This is a genomic window from Streptomyces sp. NPDC031265, from assembly GCF_055570295.1.
Genome location: NZ_JBVIHM010000012.1, coordinates 187,860 through 204,080, shown reverse-complemented (window position 1 = coordinate 204,080; position 16,221 = coordinate 187,860). Strand labels below are relative to the sequence as shown.

Here is a 16,221-nt window from a genome sequence, read left to right as displayed (position 1 = left end):
GCCCGCGACGGGGTCACCTCGCGTGGTCCCGTCGCAGCTCCGGCCCCCTCGGGCTCTCCTCGTCCGAGCCCGACATCTCCGCCGTCAGCTCCTCCACCAGCTTGACCAGGTCGGTCGGGCGGTCCGGGCCCCACCAGTCGCCGAGCAGCTCGGACAGGGACTCCTCGCGGGCACGGGCGAGCCGGACCGCCGTCGCGCGGCCCGCCTCCGTGGCGACCAGAGCCATCCCGTCGCGTATGGCAAGGCCGCGCTCCTCCAACTGGCGGGCGCCCTCCGTGATCAGCCGCAGCGGTACGCGTGTGCGCTCGGCCAGGAAGGCGGGTTCCGCCGAGCCGTAGTGATGGATGCGCAGCAGGAACCAGCTCGACGCGGGCAGCAGGTCCAGGCCCGCCCGGGTGGTGATCTTCTCGTAGACCGCGCGGCGGCCCTCCCGCGTGCCCAGCACCGAAAGCGCCCGCGCGCACTCGTCGTACGACGAACGCTCGACCGGGTTGGAGGCCACGGTCTGGCTGACGTCGGGCGCGGTGACCGAGCCGCGCAGCTTGTCCTCGCGCAGGAACCAGGCGATCACGAAGGCGAGCAGCGTCACCGGCACCGCGTAGAGGAAGACATCGGTGATCGACTGCGAGTAGGCGTGCAGGACCGGGGGCCGCAGCGTCTGCGGCAGCTCGGCGATCCCGCGCGGATCCGCGGCCAGTTGGGAGGGCCCGGTGCCCGCCGGGAGCTCGCGGCCCGCCAGCGCGCCGGCGAGTTTGCCGTTCAGGCGGTTGGTGAAGATCGTGCCGAAGATCGCCACGCCGAAGGACGCGCCGATCGAGCGGAAGAAGGTCGCCCCGGACGTGGCCACGCCCAGGTCCGCGTACGACACCGCGTTCTGGACGACCAGGACGAGCACCTGCATCACCAGGCCGAGACCCGCGCCGAAGACGAAGAAGTACAGGCTCATCTCCCAGGTGGAGCTCGTCTCCGTGAGCTGATGCAGCAGGGCCAGGCCGATGGTGACGACGGCCGTGCCCATGATCGGGAAGACCTTCCAGCGGCCCGTACGCGACACGATCTGGCCGGACGCGGTCGAGGTCAGCAGCAGCCCGAGCACCATCGGCAGCATGTGCACGCCGGACATCGTCGGGGTGACACCGTGCACGACCTGCAAGAACGTCGGCAGGTACGTCATCGCCCCGAACATCGCGAAGCCGATGACGAAGCTGATGACCGCGACGAGGGAGAACGTGCGGATACGGAACAGCTTCAGCGGGAGGACAGGTTCCGCCGCCTTCCGCTCCACCGCGACGAACGCGCCGAGCAGCACCGCCCCCAGCACCGCCAGCCCGATGATCTGCGCCGAACCCCAGGCCCAGGTGGTCCCGCCGAGCGAGGCGACGAGGACCAGGCAGGTGGCGACGGACGCGATCAGGAAGGTGCCGAGGTAGTCGATGGTGTGGCGGGTGCCGTGCACCGGGATGTGCAGCACCGCCGCGATCACCAGGAGGGCGACGACGCCGATCGGCAGGTTGACGTAGAACACCCAGCGCCAGCTGAGGTGTTCTGTGAAGAGACCGCCGAGCAGCGGGCCGAGCACACTGGTCGCGCCGAACACCGCGCCGAACAGGCCCTGGTATTTGCCGCGTTCACGCGGGGAGACCAGGTCGCCCACGATCGCCATGGACAGCACCATCAGACCGCCGCCGCCCAGGCCCTGGAGCGCCCGGAAGGCGATCAACTGGCCCATGTCCTGCGCGACTCCGCACAGCGCCGAGCCGACGAGGAAGATGACGATGGCGGCCTGGAACAGCTTCTTCCTGCCGTACTGGTCGCCGAGCTTGCCCCACAGCGGGGTCGCGGCGGTGGAGGCGAGCATGTACGCGGTGACGACCCAGGACAGGTGCTCCATCCCGCCGAGCTCGCTGACGATCGTCGGCAGGGCCGTGGAGACGATGGTCTGGTCGAGCGCGGCCAGCAGCATGCCGAGCAGTAGCGCTCCGATGGCCACGAGTACGGTCCGCCGCTCCTGGCCGACGCCGGGTCCGGCGCCCGGGGAGAGCACGGTGGGGGCCGTTTCCTGAGCCATGGGCCGCCCCTCTCTGTCTCGGTCCTCCACCCCCGTCTGCCTCTGCCTCCGCCCCGCCTCTCTCCATCTTGATCGCAATGTCCGGATATGGCCTGCCGGGCCGGGCCGGGCCCCTCGGGCCACCGCCACGGGCCCTGCATAATCGCAGGCAGTTCAAGGGGAGGGGACCCACGATGACGGGACACATATGTCCTGAATGCGGTACGGAACGCGAGCCCACCGACAGACCGGCCTGCGCCTGCGCGCTACGCGCGGAACACTCGGCGGAGGTAGCCGCGCCGGAGGACTTCGACCCGCTCCGGATCAGGCCGTATGTGACGTTGGAGAACCTGGGGAACGCCGAGGGGGGCGTGGCCCGTGGGGGCGTGGGCCCTGCGGGCGCCACCGGTGACCCGGGGGTCACGATGCCGCTGCGGCCCGTCCCGCCGGGGGCGCCCGGCCTGGCGGCTGACGACCCCGGGGCAACCACCCCGTTCCGGGCCGCGACCGGGCCCGCCCGTGACGACCCCGGGGCAACCGCGCCGTTCCGGGCCGCCCCTCCAGGGGCGCGGGGAACTGCGCGACCAGCCACAGGTGACCCGCACCCGACCGAACGCGCCCGGCGCCGCCCCCTCCTCCTCGCACTCGCCGCCGCAGCGGCGATCGCGGCGCTGGGCACGACCGCCTTCGCGGGTGGCCTCTTCGGCGGCGGATCCGACGACAAGGCGACGGGCGCGGCCACAACCGTGAGCACCGCCCCGTACGGCGACGACCCCACCTCCAGCGCCCCCTCCCCCACCGCCCCGGCACCCACCCGCAGCACCCCCCGCACCAGCCCGTCCCCACACAAGAGCTCCCCCTCCCCGACCCGTACGCCCAAGCCCTCCACCAGCCCGCCCCGCCGGCCCACCGCCCCCTCGCCGTCCCCGTCGCAGGTCACCGGCAGCGTCGACACCACGACCGCCCCGGCCGCGCCACCCGCCACGGCCCCCGTGCTGCGCCGTGGCGACGACGGCCCCGAGGTCGCCGAACTCCAGGACCGGCTCGCCCAGTTGACGATCTACAACGGGAAGGCCGACGGCCACTTCGGCTCCAAGACGGAGAACGCGGTGCGTACGTACCAGTCGTACATGGGCCTCGAAGGCGACCCGCCGGGCGTCTACGGCCCGGAGACGCGCAGCGCCCTGGAGGGCCAGACGTCCTAGCCGTCCCAGACGTCCTGGGGGCGATCAAGACGCCGCAACCAGCCCGGTTGGACCATTCGGCACTTTGTTTTGTATCGTGATGGAACAAAGTGGTTCCGCCCGTACTCCCTGACCGGCGGGCGGAGCCACTTGTCTCTGCTCCCGCACCCAGGAGTCCGCCGATGATGGCCACGCCCACCACTCTGACCGCCCGCGCCCTCCTGCTCGACATGGACGGCACGATCGTCAACTCCGACGCCGTGGTCGAGCGGTGCTGGCGCCGCTGGGCCGTGGAGCACGGGCTGGACCCCGAGGAGGCGCTGAAGGTCGTCCACGGCCGCCAGGGCTACGCCACCATGGCCGTCCTGCTGCCGGACCGCCCGATGGAGCAGAACCTCGCGGACAACCGCGTGATGCTCGCCGAGGAGACGGCCGACACCGACGGCGTCGTCCCCGTCCCGGGCGCCCCCGCCTTCATGGCCTCCCTCGCCGGGCTGCCGCACGCCCTGGTGACCTCGGCGAACGAGCCGCTCGCCCAGGCCCGGATGAACGCGGCCGAACTGCCGATGCCGGCCGTACGCGTCACCGCCGAGCGCGTCGGCGCGAGCAAGCCGGACCCGGAGGGCTTCCTCAAGGGCGCCGCCGAACTGGGCTTCGCCCCGGCGGACTGCATAGTCTTCGAGGACTCCGAGGCGGGCATCCAGGCGGGCCTGGCAGCAGGAATGCGCGTCATAGGCATAGGCCCGCGAGCGTCCGCCCACGCGCCGACGGCGTACGTACCGGACCTGACGCACGTAACGGTGACGGCAGAGCCGAACGGCACGCTGACGCTGCGGATCGCCCAGTAGCCGACCACCTTCATAGGGGCGCCCTTCCATCGGGGCGCCCCTTCGGCGATCGCCCGCAGGGGCGCGCTCCAGGGGCGCAGGGAACGGCGCGACACGCCCCCACCGACGCCGCACCCGAACGACAACCGGAGATCGCCCCGCAGGGGCGCCTCAGGGGCGCGGGGAACGGCGCGACAGCCACAGCCGACCCGCAGACGAACCCACCACACCCCCGAAGGGACGCCGCGGGGAACAGCCCGACCAGCCACAGCCGACCCGCGGACGAAACACCCCGCGCCCCAAATCGACGGCGTCAGCCAGCCACGGCCTCAAACAGGCTGAACCCGGCCAGCGCACCCATCAGCGCCGCCGCAACCTTCGTGATCAACCGAAGCGGCACGTACTTCATCAGCGTCCGCCCACCCAGGATCCCCAGCCCCGCCACCGCCCACAGCGCCAGCACGGCCCCCACACCCACCGACAGCGGGCTGTCGTACCGCGCGGCCAGATTCGCCGTCATGATCTGCGTCAGGTCCCCGAACTCGGCGACCAGGATCAGCATGAACCCCGCCCCGGACACCTTCCAGAACGACTGGTCGGCCGGGGCCTTCACCCCGTCCTCCTCCTCGTCCTTCTTGAACAGCAGCATCGCCGCGCCCGCGAGGAAGAGGACGCCCACGATCGCCTGGAGCAGCCGGTGCGGCAGCAGGGTGAGTACGCTCCCCGCCGCGATGGCGAGCGCGACGTGGAGCAGGAACGCTGCCGCGACGCCCACGAACACGTACGACGCCTTGTAGCGGGTGCCGAGCATCAGGCCCGCGAGCGCGGTCTTGTCGGGGAGCTCGGCAAGGAAGACCACGCCGAACGTGATCGCCAGGATGGTGAAGCTGAGCACGGAAGAGGTTCCTCAATCGGTCGGGCGCGGCGCGGCCGTACCGAGAGCGTGACACGAAAGAATCCGGGGTCGCTTCGGCACAGCAGCTGCGCCATGAAGCGGAAAGCGGTCATGGTTCACTGCGGCCGAAGGTCTCGCTGGCGGGCCTCGCGGGCCTGCCTCCGGGCGCCGGCTGGACGAATCCAGCAGTATGTCGACGTTCCGGCGAAGAGCTACTCCCCTTCTGCTCCGTACAGAATACGTGACACCGCCCCGCACCCGGCAGGGACCAAAGTCCCGAGGCCCGAGGTCCCGAAGGCCAAGACCCCCCGCCCCGGACGGAGCCGAGGTCACACCGGCACCTCCCGGTGCACCCGCCCCCGCGCCACCAGCTCCAGCACCACCGACACCGCCACCGCCTGCACCGCCATCAGCGCGACCAGCACGAACAGCTGCACCGCCCCCGCCTGCACCGGTGACGCCCCGCCGAGCAGCATGCCGACGAACGCGCCGGGCAGCGTGACGATCCCCACGGTCCGGGTCTGGTCGAGGCCGGGCAGCAGCGCGTCGGACGCGGCGGTCCTGGCCACCTCCATCCGGGCGTCCCGGTCGAGCAGGCCGAGCGCCATCCCCGCCTCCACCTCGCCGCGCCGCACGGTGAGCTCGTCCAGCGCGCGCCGCCCGCCGAGCACGGTCGCGGTGAGCGCGCCGCCGATGAGGATGCCGGTGACGGGGATGAGCGCGATGCCCCTGGCCGGGACGAGCCCGGTGAGCAGCAGGGCGCCGACCACCGGGGTCACCCCCGCCGCGATCGGCAGCGCGGCCCACCGCCACGTGTCGTTGGGCGTCATCCGGCGCCCGGCCGTACGGACCGCCACCGCGTACATCACCAGCAGGAAGCAGAGCAGCAGCGGCACCGAGCCGACCACCCAGCGGATGGCGCTCGCCACCACAGCGAGCTGAACGGCCGCGCGCACCCCGGCGACCAGGATCTCCTTCGCCCGGCCGAGCCGCGCCACCGCCGCGACACCGGCCGCGACCAGGAGCAGTACGGCGAGGACGACCCCGAGCGTGACATTGACGGGCAGCAGCACGCGCCCACGGTACGCCGGACCCGTCCCCGTATCGGGTGGGGCAACCGTGGCATACGGGGCGTCAGTTACCTTGCGGGACAAGGGCGTCAAGAACTCCGGGACCCCTTGATGTGACGTGCCCATGTCGCCACTCTGTTACCTGGCACCCACCCCACGGAAACCTGGTGCCGCCACGATGACCGGGCCGCGCACCCGCGCGCCCGGCCAAGGTCCCCCCACACCAAGGGAGTTCGCATGTCAGGTGTCTACGCGCGTCGAATAGCCAGGCTCTCCGCGCTCACCGCCTCCGCCGCCCTCCTCGCCACCGCGAGCCTGCTCACCGCCCCCGGCGCCCAGGCCTCACCCCCCGCCCCGGTCAGCGCCGCCACCGCCCGCAGCTATCTCGCCGCCATGAGCGCCACCCCGGAGGGCTCCTCCGACGGCTACAGCCGCGCCAAGTTCCCGCACTGGATCACCCAGTCCGGCACCTGCAACACCCGCGAGGTCGTCCTCAAGCGCGACGGCACCAACGTCGTCACGGACTCCAGCTGTGCGGCCACCAGCGGCAGTTGGTACTCCGAGTACGACGGCGCCACCTGGACGGCCGCCGCCGACCTCGACATCGACCACGTCGTCCCGCTCGCCGAGGCCTGGCGCTCGGGCGCCAGCTCATGGACGACCGCGCAGCGCCAGGGCTTCGCCAACGACCTGACCCGGCCCCAGCTGATCGCCGTCACCGACAACGTCAACCAGGCCAAGGGCGACCAGGACCCGGCCAAGTGGATGCCCTCGCGCACCGCGTACCGCTGCACGTACGCCCGGATGTGGGTGGACGTGAAGCACTACTACAACCTGACCGTGGACACCGCCGAGAAGTCCGCGCTGGAGTCCGTGCTCAACGGCTGCTGAAAGCCCATCGGCTGCTGAAGGCCCGTCGGCCGCCCGGCCCGCCGACGGGTCTATCTCGCCCTTCCGTCGTTCCGTACCGTACGGAACGACGGAAGGGACGACATGGCCGGACTGCGCCTGGGACCACTGCTGCGGTATGTCGACGGCGCATCCGGCACCTCGGCCACGCTCTGGGTGGAGGCGGACCGGCCGTGCACGGCCGAGGTGCGCTGCCCCGGCGGCGCCTCGGGCTCCTCCCGTACGTTCCAGATCGCCGGGCACCACTACGCGCTGATCCCGGTCACCGGCCTCACCCCGGGCGCCGCCACCCCGTACGAAGTACTGCTCGACGGGCGGCGGGTGTGGCCGCCCGAGCGCTCTCCCTTTCCCCCGTCCGCGATCCGCACGCCCGCCCCCGGCGCGCCCCGGCTGCGAGTCGCCTTCGGGTCCTGCCGCTGGGGAGCCCCGCCCAAGGGCGAACGCGACCCCGCCGGTCCCGACGCCCTGGACACCCTCGCCACCGTCCTCGCCGCACGCCTGACCGCCGACCCGGACGCCGAGCGGCCCGACGTCCTGCTGCTCCTCGGCGACCAGGTGTACGCCGACTCCGTCTCTCCGGCGACCCGCCGCTGGCTCGCCGCCCGGCGCGATCTGGCCGACCCGCCGGGGGCGCAGGTCGGGGACTACGACGAGTACACCCGGCTCTACGACGAGTCGTGGGGCGACCCCGAGGTGCGCTGGCTGCTCTCCACCGTGCCGAGCTGCATGATCTTCGACGACCACGACGTGATCGACGACTGGAACACCAGCGCCGCCTGGCTGGCCGAGATGCGCGCCACTCCGTGGTGGCCGGAGCGGCTGGCCGGCGGGCTGATGTCGTACTGGGTCTACCAGCACCTCGGCAATCTCCCGCCCGCCGAACTCGCCGCCGACCCGCTGTACGCGGCGGTGCGGAGCAGCCCCGACGGCACGGACGCGCTGCGCCGGTTCGCGGCCGGGGCGGGTGTGGACCCGGCCGCCGTGCGCTGGAGCTACCGCCGCGACTTCGGACGCGTACGGCTGCTGATGGTGGACAGCCGGGCGGCCCGGGTCCTGGACGAGCAGAAGCGCGCGATGCTCGACGAGGCGGAGGCCGACTGGGTGCGGGAGCAGGTGCTCGACGGGACCGGCCCGTACGACCACTTGCTGATCGGGACCTCGCTGCCGTGGCTGCTGCCGCCGCTCGTCCATGACGCGGAGGGCTGGAACGCGGCCCTGTGCCGGGGCGAACGCGGCCCGCGCTGGGCGCGGTTCGGCGAGAAGGTGCGCCGCCGGGCCGATCTGGAGCACTGGGCGGCCTTCCCCTCCTCCTTCGCGGGGCTCGCGGAGCTGATCGCCCGCGCCGGCACCGGGCCACAGGCGCCCGCCACGGTCTGTGTGCTCTCCGGTGACGTGCACCACGCCTACCTCGCGGAGCCGGTCTGGCCCACCGGCGGCCCGGACGCGTGCGTGCTCCAGCTGACCTGCTCGCCCGTCCACAACTCCGTCCCCCCGACGCTTCGGGCCGCGTTCCGCTTCGGGTGGAGCCGGTGGGGGCGGCGGCTCGGCCGGGCGCTGGCCCGGCACGGCCGGCTCGCCCGGCCGCCGGTGCGCTGGCACCGGCGGGGCGGCCCCTGGTTCGGGAACCAGCTGATGACGCTGACGCTGGCCGGGCGCGCGGCCCGGCTCCGGCTCGACCAGGCGCGGGCGGGGCGCCCCGGGGCACGCCTGGTCACGGTCCTGGACGAGGACCTCACTCCGTAACCCTGTGTCCCGGTGCGCTCGCTTTACGTCCACGCACGCCCCCCGTAAAGGCGAATTCCAGCCAACCTCATTCGGGGATCAACCGGAATCTGGCCATGTACTTAAACTTGAACTTGCAAGCACTAATCAGGTCTACCTAACCTTGAGGCTCCACCGGCCCCGTCCCCACACCGAAGGAGCCCGTCCCCATGGCTTCCCCCACGCCTTCCTCCGCTCTGAACACCGAGCGCGCCAAGCCCTACGCGCTGGGCCTCTTCCGCATCGTCACCGGCTTCCTCTTCGCCTGCCACGGCGCCGCCTCGCTCTTCGGCTGGTTCGGCGGCGCGGCCGGCACCGGCGGCACCCTCGAGACCGGCGCCTGGCCCAACTGGTACGCGGCCGCCATCCAGCTCGTCGGCGGCCTGCTGATCATGGCCGGACTCTTCACCCGCTCCGCCGCCTTCCTCTCCTCGGGCTCCATGGCGTACGCCTACTTCGACGTGCACCAGTCGGGCGCGCTGCTCCCGCTGCAGAACGGTGGCGAGAACGCCGCGATGTTCAGCTGGGTCTTCCTGCTGCTCGTCTTCACCGGCCCCGGTGCCCTCGCCCTCGACCAGCTGCTCGGCGGCCGCACCACCGCCGCCGTGCCGGAGGCGACTGCCGCCGCGACCCCGGCGGGCACGGCGCGCTGACGCGCCGACACATCCGAACGACCTGTCACCGGCTCGCCGGTGACACCCCACCCCCGAACGGAAACCCCATGCGCCCCAGGCGTACGCTGTAAGGCTGTACAGCGACCCGGCCGCAGACCAGCGCAGCGGGGCGCATTCCGTTCGGGGGTCGTAGTGCTGGAGAGTGTGGGGTCGCTGACCGGCAGCCCATGGATTTATGCCGTGGTGACCGTCTCCGTTCTCCTGGACGTGTTCCTCCCCGTGCTGCCCAGCGGGGTCCTGGTGATCACCGCGGCGACCTCCGCGGCGGCCGGCTCGACCACCGCCGCGGGCGCCCCGCACGCCATACGCGACGTGCCCGACCTGCTCCTCCTCGCCGCCTGCGCCGCCGCGGCCTCGGTGCTCGGCGACCTCGTCGCGTACCGCCTCGCCTGGCGCGGCGGGGCGCGGCTCGACAAGGCCATCGCCCGCTCCCGCCGGCTGACCCGCGCACAGGAACGTCTCGGCGCCGCACTGAGCCGGGGCGGCGGCGCGCTTGTCGTCGTCGCCCGGTTCGCCCCGGCGGGCCGGTCCGTCGTCTCGCTCGGCGCGGGCGCGGCGCACCGCACGCCCAAGGAGTTCCTGCCGTGGTCCGCCCTCGCCGGGGTGGCCTGGGCGGGCTACAGCGTGGGCCTCGGCTACTTCGGCGGGCGCTGGCTCGGCGCGACCTGGCTCGGCACGGGCATCTCCGTCCTCGCGCTGTTCGCGGCGGGCTCCCTCGCCGCCTACGTCATGCGCCGCCCGGCCCAGGCGGCGGTGGCCGGCCCGGCGGCCTGACGCACCGCGGGGCTACGCCGACGCCGGTGTCCTGACCGGCACTCCCCGTATCTCCAGGCCTTCGAGCAGCTCGGCCGTGGCCCGCGCTATCTCGTCCACCGCCCGGTCGAAGACCTCCTGGTTGTGCGCGGCGGGCGCCCGGAAGCCGGACACCTTGCGCACGTACTGGAGAGCCGCCGCGCGGATCTCCTCGTCGGTGGCCTCCTCGGGGAGGACCGGCGGCCTGAGCGTCTTGATACTTCTGCACATGCCTCAAGTGTGACGGGTACCACTGACAACGGCCTCGGTAGAGTCGGAGGCATGGCGGCAGCAGAGCAGGTGAAGGCCCAGGAGCCCAAGGGACCGGCGGCACCGGCGGGGCCCTCGGAACCCGTACGGATCGACAGCTGGATCTGGTCCGTACGGCTCACCAAGACGCGTTCCATGGCGGCGACGGCATGCCGGGCCGGCCATGTCCAGCTCAACGGCGAGCGCGTCAAGCCCGCGCACACCGTGAAGGTGGGCGACGAGGTGCGGCTGCGTCTGGAGGGGCGGGAGCGGGTCGTCGTCGTCGCGAAGGTCATCCGCAAGCGGGTGGGCGCGGCGATCGCGGCCGAGACCTATGTCGACAACAGCCCGCCGCCGCCCGCCCGTTCGGACGTACTGGCCGCCGGTGTGCGCGACCGGGGCATGGGCCGGCCGACCAAGCGGGACCGCCGGGAGATGGAGCGGCTGCGCGGACTGTAGGGGCCCGCGAGGCGTTGGCGGGCACACAACTCGGAGGCCAACTCCCGCTGTACCGGAGTAGGTTGGAGGCCGGGGGCCAGGGGAGCCCCCGATCCGTCCCTAGAGGAACACGCCATGATCCTGTTACTGCTCGTCCTGGCGCTGGTCCTGTACGGCTTCGGCTTCAGTCTCGGCGGCATCGTGTTCTGCGTCGCCGTGGTGGCCGTACTCTTCAGCGCCTCACGCCGTGGCCGCTCCACGGCACCGTCCGGCGGCTCGTCCGGAGCCGGCGGCTCCAGCCGTGGCACGGACACGGACTACCGGGCCTACCGCGCCCGCCGGGACCGTATGGACCGGTGGGAGCGGCGCTACCGCAGGGAGCGGAACAGCCGTCTGTTCTCCCTGCGCCGCCCTTGACCGATCGAGCGCCACCGAACAGCGCACCGAGCACGACCCACGCGCGCGAGGGCCCCGACCCGTCGTCGGTCACCGACGTCGGTCCGGGGCCCTCGTGCGTGCGGTTCGCCCGGTCAGTGGGCGGCCGCTGCCTTGCTGTCGACGGCCGTGCCCGTGCCGCGGGGCTCGGCCGTGGCGGGCTTGGGCACCAGGAGCCGTTCGGCGAGGTGGCCGAAGACCAGCCCGAAACCGGCCCACAGGGTGACCTGGATGGCGAGGGCCGCGAGCCGGAACTTCCAGAGCAGCATCGCCGGGAAGTCCTTCGGCACCTCGTTGACGGCGGGCAGGAACGCGTACGCGAGCCCGACGGCGACCAGGAAGGCGGCCGAGGCGACGACGGTCGCGTTCCAGTTGCCGAGGCGGGGCGCGAGCCGCTTGCCGAGGATCACGGCGGAGACGGCGAGCAGCACGCTCAGCGCGATCATCAGGAAGTACAGGGCGGTGCGTTTGCCGATCGTGTCGGGGTCACCGATGGACGGCGGGTTCGCCGGGTACTTCAGGAACGGGACGACATAGACGGTCAGGAGCGCGCCGAGCGAGACAAACGCCGCCGTGGCGCGCGGCCCGAACCGGCCGGTCCGGCCGAGCGCCACACAGAACGCGAGCGCGGCGATACCACCGAGGGCCACGCCGAACACGAGCACACCGGTGGCGAGGCCGCCGGTGGACTGCAGGGTGCGGCTGAACACCTCTTCGCCGTGCTCGTGCGCGTGCGCGTCCTCGAAGTCGATGGCCGCGTCCACCCGGGGCTCGCCCAGGACGTACGCCACGATCAGCGCCAGCAGGCCCGCTGCGAGACCGGCGAGCATGCCGCGCACCAGCAGGGCCCTGACGTGCAGGGAGTTCACGAGTCGGTACCCCTGGTCTCAGTGGCAGGGGAAGCCGAGCAGGTGGCGTCCGTCGTGGACCCACTCGTGGACGTCCTCACCGGAGAGGAGGCTGGTGGCGCCCTGCTCGGCGCCGACGAAGTACAGGAGGACGAGCATGAGGATGCCGAAGAAGAGCGCCCAGGGAGCGATCGCCTTGAGCGATATGGGGGTGATGGCCGGCGTTGCTGCTGCGCTGGGCGCAGGGGCGGCGGAGAGTGCCACGGCAGAACCTCCTGGGGAACACGCGTCCCGGTCATTGGTGCCTTTGTCGACGGTGGTGGGTCTGACTTCCCCGCCTTCGCTCCCTGTTGAGGGCGCTCGCCGGGTTCACAGTGGCGCGACCGTGCCGGAATCTCACCGGGCTTCCTTCACACCGTCTTTATGTCGACGTGACCGTACCGCGTGAAGGACCGCGCCGCTACGGCGCGCGGGGGCACAGCCCCCGCGCGAAGTGCGTGAACGGCCGTGCTCTGCTTGACCCATGACCGTACGCGTGATGTTGATCTCACCCCCGGCCGACCGCTACGCGCGCGAGGCGAGAGTCGGCGACGACGCGGCCGCCCCGGACGAGGGCGCGGTCCGCAGGGTCAAGGACGCGGCGGCGGCTCTTCCGGTACCGGCCCGCCGACTGAAACCGCCGTCCTCCCTCTACGAGTTGGCGGACGGCCTGCCCACGGGCGACGAACCGGCCCTGGCCGACTGGGATCTGGGCCGCTGGCGGGGGCGGCGCCTCGACGAGCTGAGCGCCGCGGATCCCACGGGGGTACGGGCCTGGCTCACCGATCCCGGGGCGGCGCCGCACGGCGGGGAGAGCCTGCTCGCGCTCGTCGCGCGCGTGGGCGCGTGGCTGGACACGCTGCCCGCGGCGGGCGGCCGGATCCTCGCGGTCGCCTCCCCGGCGGTGGTCCGCGCGTCCGTGACCCACGCCCTGGCCCTGCCGCCCGCCTCCTTCTGGCGCCTGGACGTGGCCCCCCTGACCCTGACCGAGCTCTCGGGCCGCGCGGGCCGCTGGAACCTGCGGTGCGGGCGGCCGGCGGAGGGGGCGCGGTAACGACGAAGGTCCCCCGCCGTGATCGGCGGGGGACCTTCGGTGACGGGTGGGCATGGACGGTTTCGAACCGCCGACATCTGCTTTGTAAGGATGTCAGTGCCTCAAACGATCGCAGAGTCGCGACCAGAGGTGGAGTCGCTAAGCAGCCCCGAATGCGGTTCTGACCTGGTGTTTTTCCTCCCGCATCCTCCCTCCAGCAACCATTCAGTCCCCCTCAGTACCAAGTACTCCGTCCCCACACTGTCCCCACCGTCCCCGTCATGTCCCCATGGCGCCCCATGCTCGCGTCCGGCCGAAGCGCAGACGTTAAGAGCCTCTGTTGAGGGCGCCGCATCCTTCTTGTGACCACTGCTCTCAGTTCGCAGCGCACGGCACTAGCTACGTGGAAGGGGCCGACTGCTGGACGCAGTGCCGCTCCTCTTCCAGTGCCCGTAGGCGGCCTTGATGAGCCCTGGCGGCCTAGTAGGGGTGCTGGTAAGAATGCTGGCATCAGCCGCAAAGGGTGAAACAGATTCAGGGCCTCTCTTGAGGGAGTGGCCTCGTTGAAGGGGCTGTGCGGTGGTTTGTCCGGACGCTACGCTCGCCGTGACGGCAGAGGCGAAGGGGGGCTTCGGAATGCTTGATCAGGCATTGGTTGCTCTGGCCGCGTCCGGGGGCACGGCGTTGGCTGCGGCGGCGGGGACGGACATGTGGACGGGGCTGCGGCAGGCGGTGGCGTGCTGGTTCGGCCGCGGTGATACGCAGCGTGAGCAGGCCGAGCTGGAGCGCTTGGACCAGACCATGGCCAGTGTGCAGGTCGCCGATGCGGAAGAGGCGGAGCGGGCGCGGGGTCGTCAGGAGGGTCTCTGGCAGGCCCGCATCGAGTCCCTGCTGGAAAGCCTGGACGCTGCTGAGCGGGAGCGGGCGGCTGAGCAGTTGCGCAGTCTGCTCGCGCAGCATGTTCCGCAGTCCGGCGTGGTGGCCGGGCCGGGTGGGCTGGCCGCGAACACGGTGGACATCCACGCCGAACAGGGCGCGATCGCCGGCGGTGTGATCCATGGCGGGGCGCACATCGGCCCCCCTCCCCTGCCGGATCCGCCCCAGGGCTGAGCGGACCGGCCAGCACAAGCCCACCCGAAGTCCCGCACCACTTTGGCGCGGACGGTGCCCGGGCCGTCATCGCGATGAGTGGCGGCATGGCCGCGGGCAGCGTCAGCGGGGGAATGCACCAACATCAGCATCGTCATGCCGCGCCCCGCGAGGCGGCAGGGTGGCCGCACCAGGTCGGTGTCATCCCCTCCCGGGCGCAGTCCTTCCAGCCCCGCGCCGAGGCGGACCGGCTGCGGGCTGCGGTCGACGGCGGTGGCACCGCGGTCTTGTGCCAGGTGCTGACCGGGATGGGCGGGGTGGGCAAGACCCAGCTCGCCGCCGACTACGCCCGCACCGCCTGGGAGACCGGCAGTCTCGACGTCCTGGTCTGGATCACCGCCAGTGGCCGCTCGCCTATCGTGAGCGGATTCGCGCAGGCCGGCATCGAGCTGTGCCGGGGTGACCCCGACGACCTGGACCGGGCTGCCCGCTCCTTCCTGGCCTGGCTGACTCCCAAGTCCGGCGCCGCGGGGTGCCGGTGGCTGATCGTCCTGGACGATGTCGCCGACCCGGCAGACGTGCGTGGCCTGTGGCCGCTGGCCAGCGCGCACGGCCGGATTCTGGTCACCACCCGCCGCCGGGACGCCGCCCTGACCGGTGAAGGCCGCCGCCTGGTCGAGGTCGGCGTGTTCTCCGAAGCCGACGCCCTCGCCTACCTCACCACGTCCCTGGCCACGCACGGCCGGGCCGAGCCTGCCGACCACCTCACCGCCCTGGCCGCCGATCTCGGCCACCTGCCCCTTGCTCTCTCCCAGGCCGCCGCCTACCTCATCGACTCCGGCGAGAGCGCAGCCGCCTACCGCGCCCTGCTGGTCGACCACACCATCCCACTCACCGACCTCGCCCCCGACGCCCTGCCCGACGACCAAGCCCAGGCCCTCGCCGCCGCCTGGTCCCTCTCCCTCGCCCGCGCCGACAGCCTGCGCCCCACCGGACTGGCCCGGCCCCTGCTCCACCTGGCCGCCCTGCTCGACCCCAACGGCATCCCCCAGGACGTACTGACCGGCGAAACGGCCCGCGCCCACCTCACCGCCCACCGCACCGAACTCGGCCCCAACTCCACCGCACCGTCGGCATCCGTCTCCCGTCCGGACGCGGTACACGCACTGCGCGCCCTTCACCGGCTCAGCCTCATCGACCACAGGCCGGGCACCCCGCACCAGGCCGTCCGCGTCCATCAGCTCATCCAGCGGGCCACCCGCGACACCCTCACCCCCGGCCAGCGAGACCAGTACGCCCGCACCGCCGCCGACGCCCTGCTCGCCGCCTGGCCCGCAATCGAACGCGACACCACCCTCGCCCAGGCCCTGCGCGCCAACACCGAAGCCCTCACCCGCCACGCCGAAGACGCCCTGTACCCGTCAGACGCCATTGAGGTGCTGTACCGCCTCGGCCGCAGCCTCGGCGACAGCGGGCAGGTCAGCGCCGCCGTCACCCACTTCCAGCAGCTGACGAACACCACCACCCACCTCCTTACCCCCGACCACCCCAACACCCTGGCCGCCCGCCACAACCTGGCCTACTACCGAGGAGTGGCGGGGGATGGGGCCGGTGCCGCAGCCGCGTTCGCCGAGCTGCTGGAGGACAGGCTGCGGGTCCTGGGCCCCGACCACCCCGACACCCTGGACACCCGCCACGGCCTGGCCCACTGGCGAGGAGAGGCGGGGGATGCGGCCGGTGCCGCAGCCGCGTTCACCGAGCTGCTGGAGGACATGGTGCGGGTCCTTGCCCCCGACCACCCCGGCACCCTGACCACCCGCCACGGCCTGGCCTACTACCGAGGAAAGGCGGGGGATGCGGCCGGTGCCGCAGCCGCGCTCGCCGAGCTGCTGGAGGACATGGTGCGGGTCCTGGGCCCCGACCACCCCGAC

17 protein-coding genes are annotated in these 16,221 nt (G+C 72.4%); 11 read left to right on the top strand and 6 right to left on the bottom strand.

All coding sequences use genetic code 11. The features are described 5' to 3' along the window. Positions 1–13 precede the first annotated feature (13 nt). Positions 14–2,068, bottom strand: coding sequence for an MDR family MFS transporter (locus ACZ499_RS20530; RefSeq protein WP_468676793.1), 2,055 nt, complete (start codon positions 2,066–2,068; stop codon positions 14–16). Between the two features lie 173 nt (positions 2,069–2,241). Between ACZ499_RS20530 and ACZ499_RS20525 the strand changes: the two genes are divergently transcribed. Then, positions 2,242–3,252 (top strand): peptidoglycan-binding domain-containing protein, encoded by a 1,011-nt coding sequence (locus tag ACZ499_RS20525; RefSeq protein WP_468676792.1) that lies wholly within the window; start codon positions 2,242–2,244, stop codon positions 3,250–3,252. A gap of 161 nt (positions 3,253–3,413) precedes the next feature. Next, the gene (locus tag ACZ499_RS20520) at positions 3,414–4,079 is read left to right on the top strand and encodes an HAD family hydrolase (RefSeq protein ID WP_468676790.1); all 666 of its coding nucleotides are present in this window, start codon (positions 3,414–3,416) and stop codon (positions 4,077–4,079) included. Between the two features lie 292 nt (positions 4,080–4,371). On the opposite strand, the gene ACZ499_RS20515 is transcribed toward ACZ499_RS20520, so the two are convergent. Together ACZ499_RS20515 and ACZ499_RS20510 are read right to left on the bottom strand one after the other, a co-directional pair. Next, on the bottom strand, positions 4,372–4,953 hold the full coding sequence (locus ACZ499_RS20515) for a TMEM165/GDT1 family protein (RefSeq protein WP_371652518.1): 582 nt from the start codon (positions 4,951–4,953) through the stop codon (positions 4,372–4,374). A gap of 329 nt (positions 4,954–5,282) precedes the next feature. Continuing rightward, positions 5,283–6,026 (bottom strand): ABC transporter permease, encoded by a 744-nt coding sequence (locus ACZ499_RS20510; RefSeq protein WP_468676789.1) that lies wholly within the window; start codon positions 6,024–6,026, stop codon positions 5,283–5,285. A gap of 234 nt (positions 6,027–6,260) precedes the next feature. Here ACZ499_RS20510 and ACZ499_RS20505 point away from each other — a divergent pair, with 234 nt between their 5' ends. The 4 genes from ACZ499_RS20505 to ACZ499_RS20490 all read left to right on the top strand — a co-directional run bounded on the left by ACZ499_RS20505 (position 6,261) and on the right by ACZ499_RS20490 (position 10,141). Continuing rightward, positions 6,261–6,914 (top strand): HNH endonuclease family protein, encoded by a 654-nt coding sequence (locus ACZ499_RS20505; RefSeq protein WP_468676787.1) that lies wholly within the window; start codon positions 6,261–6,263, stop codon positions 6,912–6,914. 102 nt (positions 6,915–7,016) lie between these two features. Further along, positions 7,017–8,675 (top strand): alkaline phosphatase D family protein, encoded by a 1,659-nt coding sequence (locus tag ACZ499_RS20500; RefSeq protein ID WP_468676785.1) that lies wholly within the window; start codon positions 7,017–7,019, stop codon positions 8,673–8,675. A 188-nt stretch (positions 8,676–8,863) separates the two neighbouring features. Then, the gene (locus ACZ499_RS20495) at positions 8,864–9,346 is read left to right on the top strand and encodes a DoxX family protein (RefSeq protein WP_468676783.1); all 483 of its coding nucleotides are present in this window, start codon (positions 8,864–8,866) and stop codon (positions 9,344–9,346) included. A gap of 153 nt (positions 9,347–9,499) precedes the next feature. Beyond that, positions 9,500–10,141, top strand: coding sequence for a DedA family protein (locus tag ACZ499_RS20490; RefSeq protein ID WP_385542844.1), 642 nt, complete (start codon positions 9,500–9,502; stop codon positions 10,139–10,141). 12 nt (positions 10,142–10,153) lie between these two features. On the opposite strand, the gene ACZ499_RS20485 is transcribed toward ACZ499_RS20490, so the two are convergent. Then, positions 10,154–10,390: a DUF2277 domain-containing protein gene (locus tag ACZ499_RS20485; RefSeq protein WP_385542841.1), complete on the bottom strand. Its 237-nt coding sequence runs from the start codon at positions 10,388–10,390 to the stop codon at positions 10,154–10,156. 51 nt (positions 10,391–10,441) lie between these two features. Here ACZ499_RS20485 and ACZ499_RS20480 point away from each other — a divergent pair, with 51 nt between their 5' ends. Continuing rightward, on the top strand, positions 10,442–10,867 hold the full coding sequence (locus ACZ499_RS20480; RefSeq protein ID WP_468676782.1) for an RNA-binding S4 domain-containing protein: 426 nt from the start codon (positions 10,442–10,444) through the stop codon (positions 10,865–10,867). Positions 10,868–10,981: 114 nt separating this feature from the next. Then, complete coding sequence (locus ACZ499_RS20475) at positions 10,982–11,263, top strand: hypothetical protein (RefSeq protein ID WP_385542835.1); 282 nt, start codon at positions 10,982–10,984, stop codon at positions 11,261–11,263. Between the two features lie 113 nt (positions 11,264–11,376). On the opposite strand, the gene ACZ499_RS20470 is transcribed toward ACZ499_RS20475, so the two are convergent. After that, the gene (locus tag ACZ499_RS20470; RefSeq protein WP_468676778.1) at positions 11,377–12,150 is read right to left on the bottom strand and encodes a CbtA family protein; all 774 of its coding nucleotides are present in this window, start codon (positions 12,148–12,150) and stop codon (positions 11,377–11,379) included. 18 nt (positions 12,151–12,168) lie between these two features. After that, positions 12,169–12,393 (bottom strand): CbtB domain-containing protein, encoded by a 225-nt coding sequence (locus ACZ499_RS20465; RefSeq protein WP_468676777.1) that lies wholly within the window; start codon positions 12,391–12,393, stop codon positions 12,169–12,171. Between the two features lie 259 nt (positions 12,394–12,652). Here ACZ499_RS20465 and ACZ499_RS20460 point away from each other — a divergent pair, with 259 nt between their 5' ends. The 3 genes from ACZ499_RS20460 to ACZ499_RS20450 all read left to right on the top strand — a co-directional run. Further along, positions 12,653–13,222 (top strand): histidine phosphatase family protein, encoded by a 570-nt coding sequence (locus ACZ499_RS20460; RefSeq protein ID WP_385542826.1) that lies wholly within the window; start codon positions 12,653–12,655, stop codon positions 13,220–13,222. A gap of 615 nt (positions 13,223–13,837) precedes the next feature. Further along, a complete protein-coding gene (locus ACZ499_RS20455; RefSeq protein ID WP_468676775.1) occupies positions 13,838–14,311 on the top strand; it encodes a hypothetical protein in 474 nt (157 codons plus the stop codon). An 86-nt stretch (positions 14,312–14,397) separates the two neighbouring features. Then, on the top strand, positions 14,398–16,221 hold a 1,824-nt coding region (locus tag ACZ499_RS20450), incomplete at its 3' end, for a tetratricopeptide repeat protein (protein WP_468676772.1).

Coding starts and splice junctions, on each gene's coding strand:
- ACZ499_RS20505 (WP_468676787.1), top strand. CDS start 6,261: ATGTCAGGTGTCTACGCGCGTCGAATAGCCAGGCTCTCCGCGCTCACC.
- ACZ499_RS20530 (WP_468676793.1), bottom strand. CDS start 2,068: ATGGCTCAGGAAACGGCCCCCACCGTGCTCTCCCCGGGCGCCGGACCC.
- ACZ499_RS20455 (WP_468676775.1), top strand. CDS start 13,838: ATGCTTGATCAGGCATTGGTTGCTCTGGCCGCGTCCGGGGGCACGGCG.
- ACZ499_RS20495 (WP_468676783.1), top strand. CDS start 8,864: ATGGCTTCCCCCACGCCTTCCTCCGCTCTGAACACCGAGCGCGCCAAG.
- ACZ499_RS20475 (WP_385542835.1), top strand. CDS start 10,982: ATGATCCTGTTACTGCTCGTCCTGGCGCTGGTCCTGTACGGCTTCGGC.
- ACZ499_RS20480 (WP_468676782.1), top strand. CDS start 10,442: ATGGCGGCAGCAGAGCAGGTGAAGGCCCAGGAGCCCAAGGGACCGGCG.
- ACZ499_RS20520 (WP_468676790.1), top strand. CDS start 3,414: ATGATGGCCACGCCCACCACTCTGACCGCCCGCGCCCTCCTGCTCGAC.
- ACZ499_RS20500 (WP_468676785.1), top strand. CDS start 7,017: ATGGCCGGACTGCGCCTGGGACCACTGCTGCGGTATGTCGACGGCGCA.
- ACZ499_RS20460 (WP_385542826.1), top strand. CDS start 12,653: ATGACCGTACGCGTGATGTTGATCTCACCCCCGGCCGACCGCTACGCG.
- ACZ499_RS20525 (WP_468676792.1), top strand. CDS start 2,242: ATGACGGGACACATATGTCCTGAATGCGGTACGGAACGCGAGCCCACC.
- ACZ499_RS20485 (WP_385542841.1), bottom strand. CDS start 10,390: ATGTGCAGAAGTATCAAGACGCTCAGGCCGCCGGTCCTCCCCGAGGAG.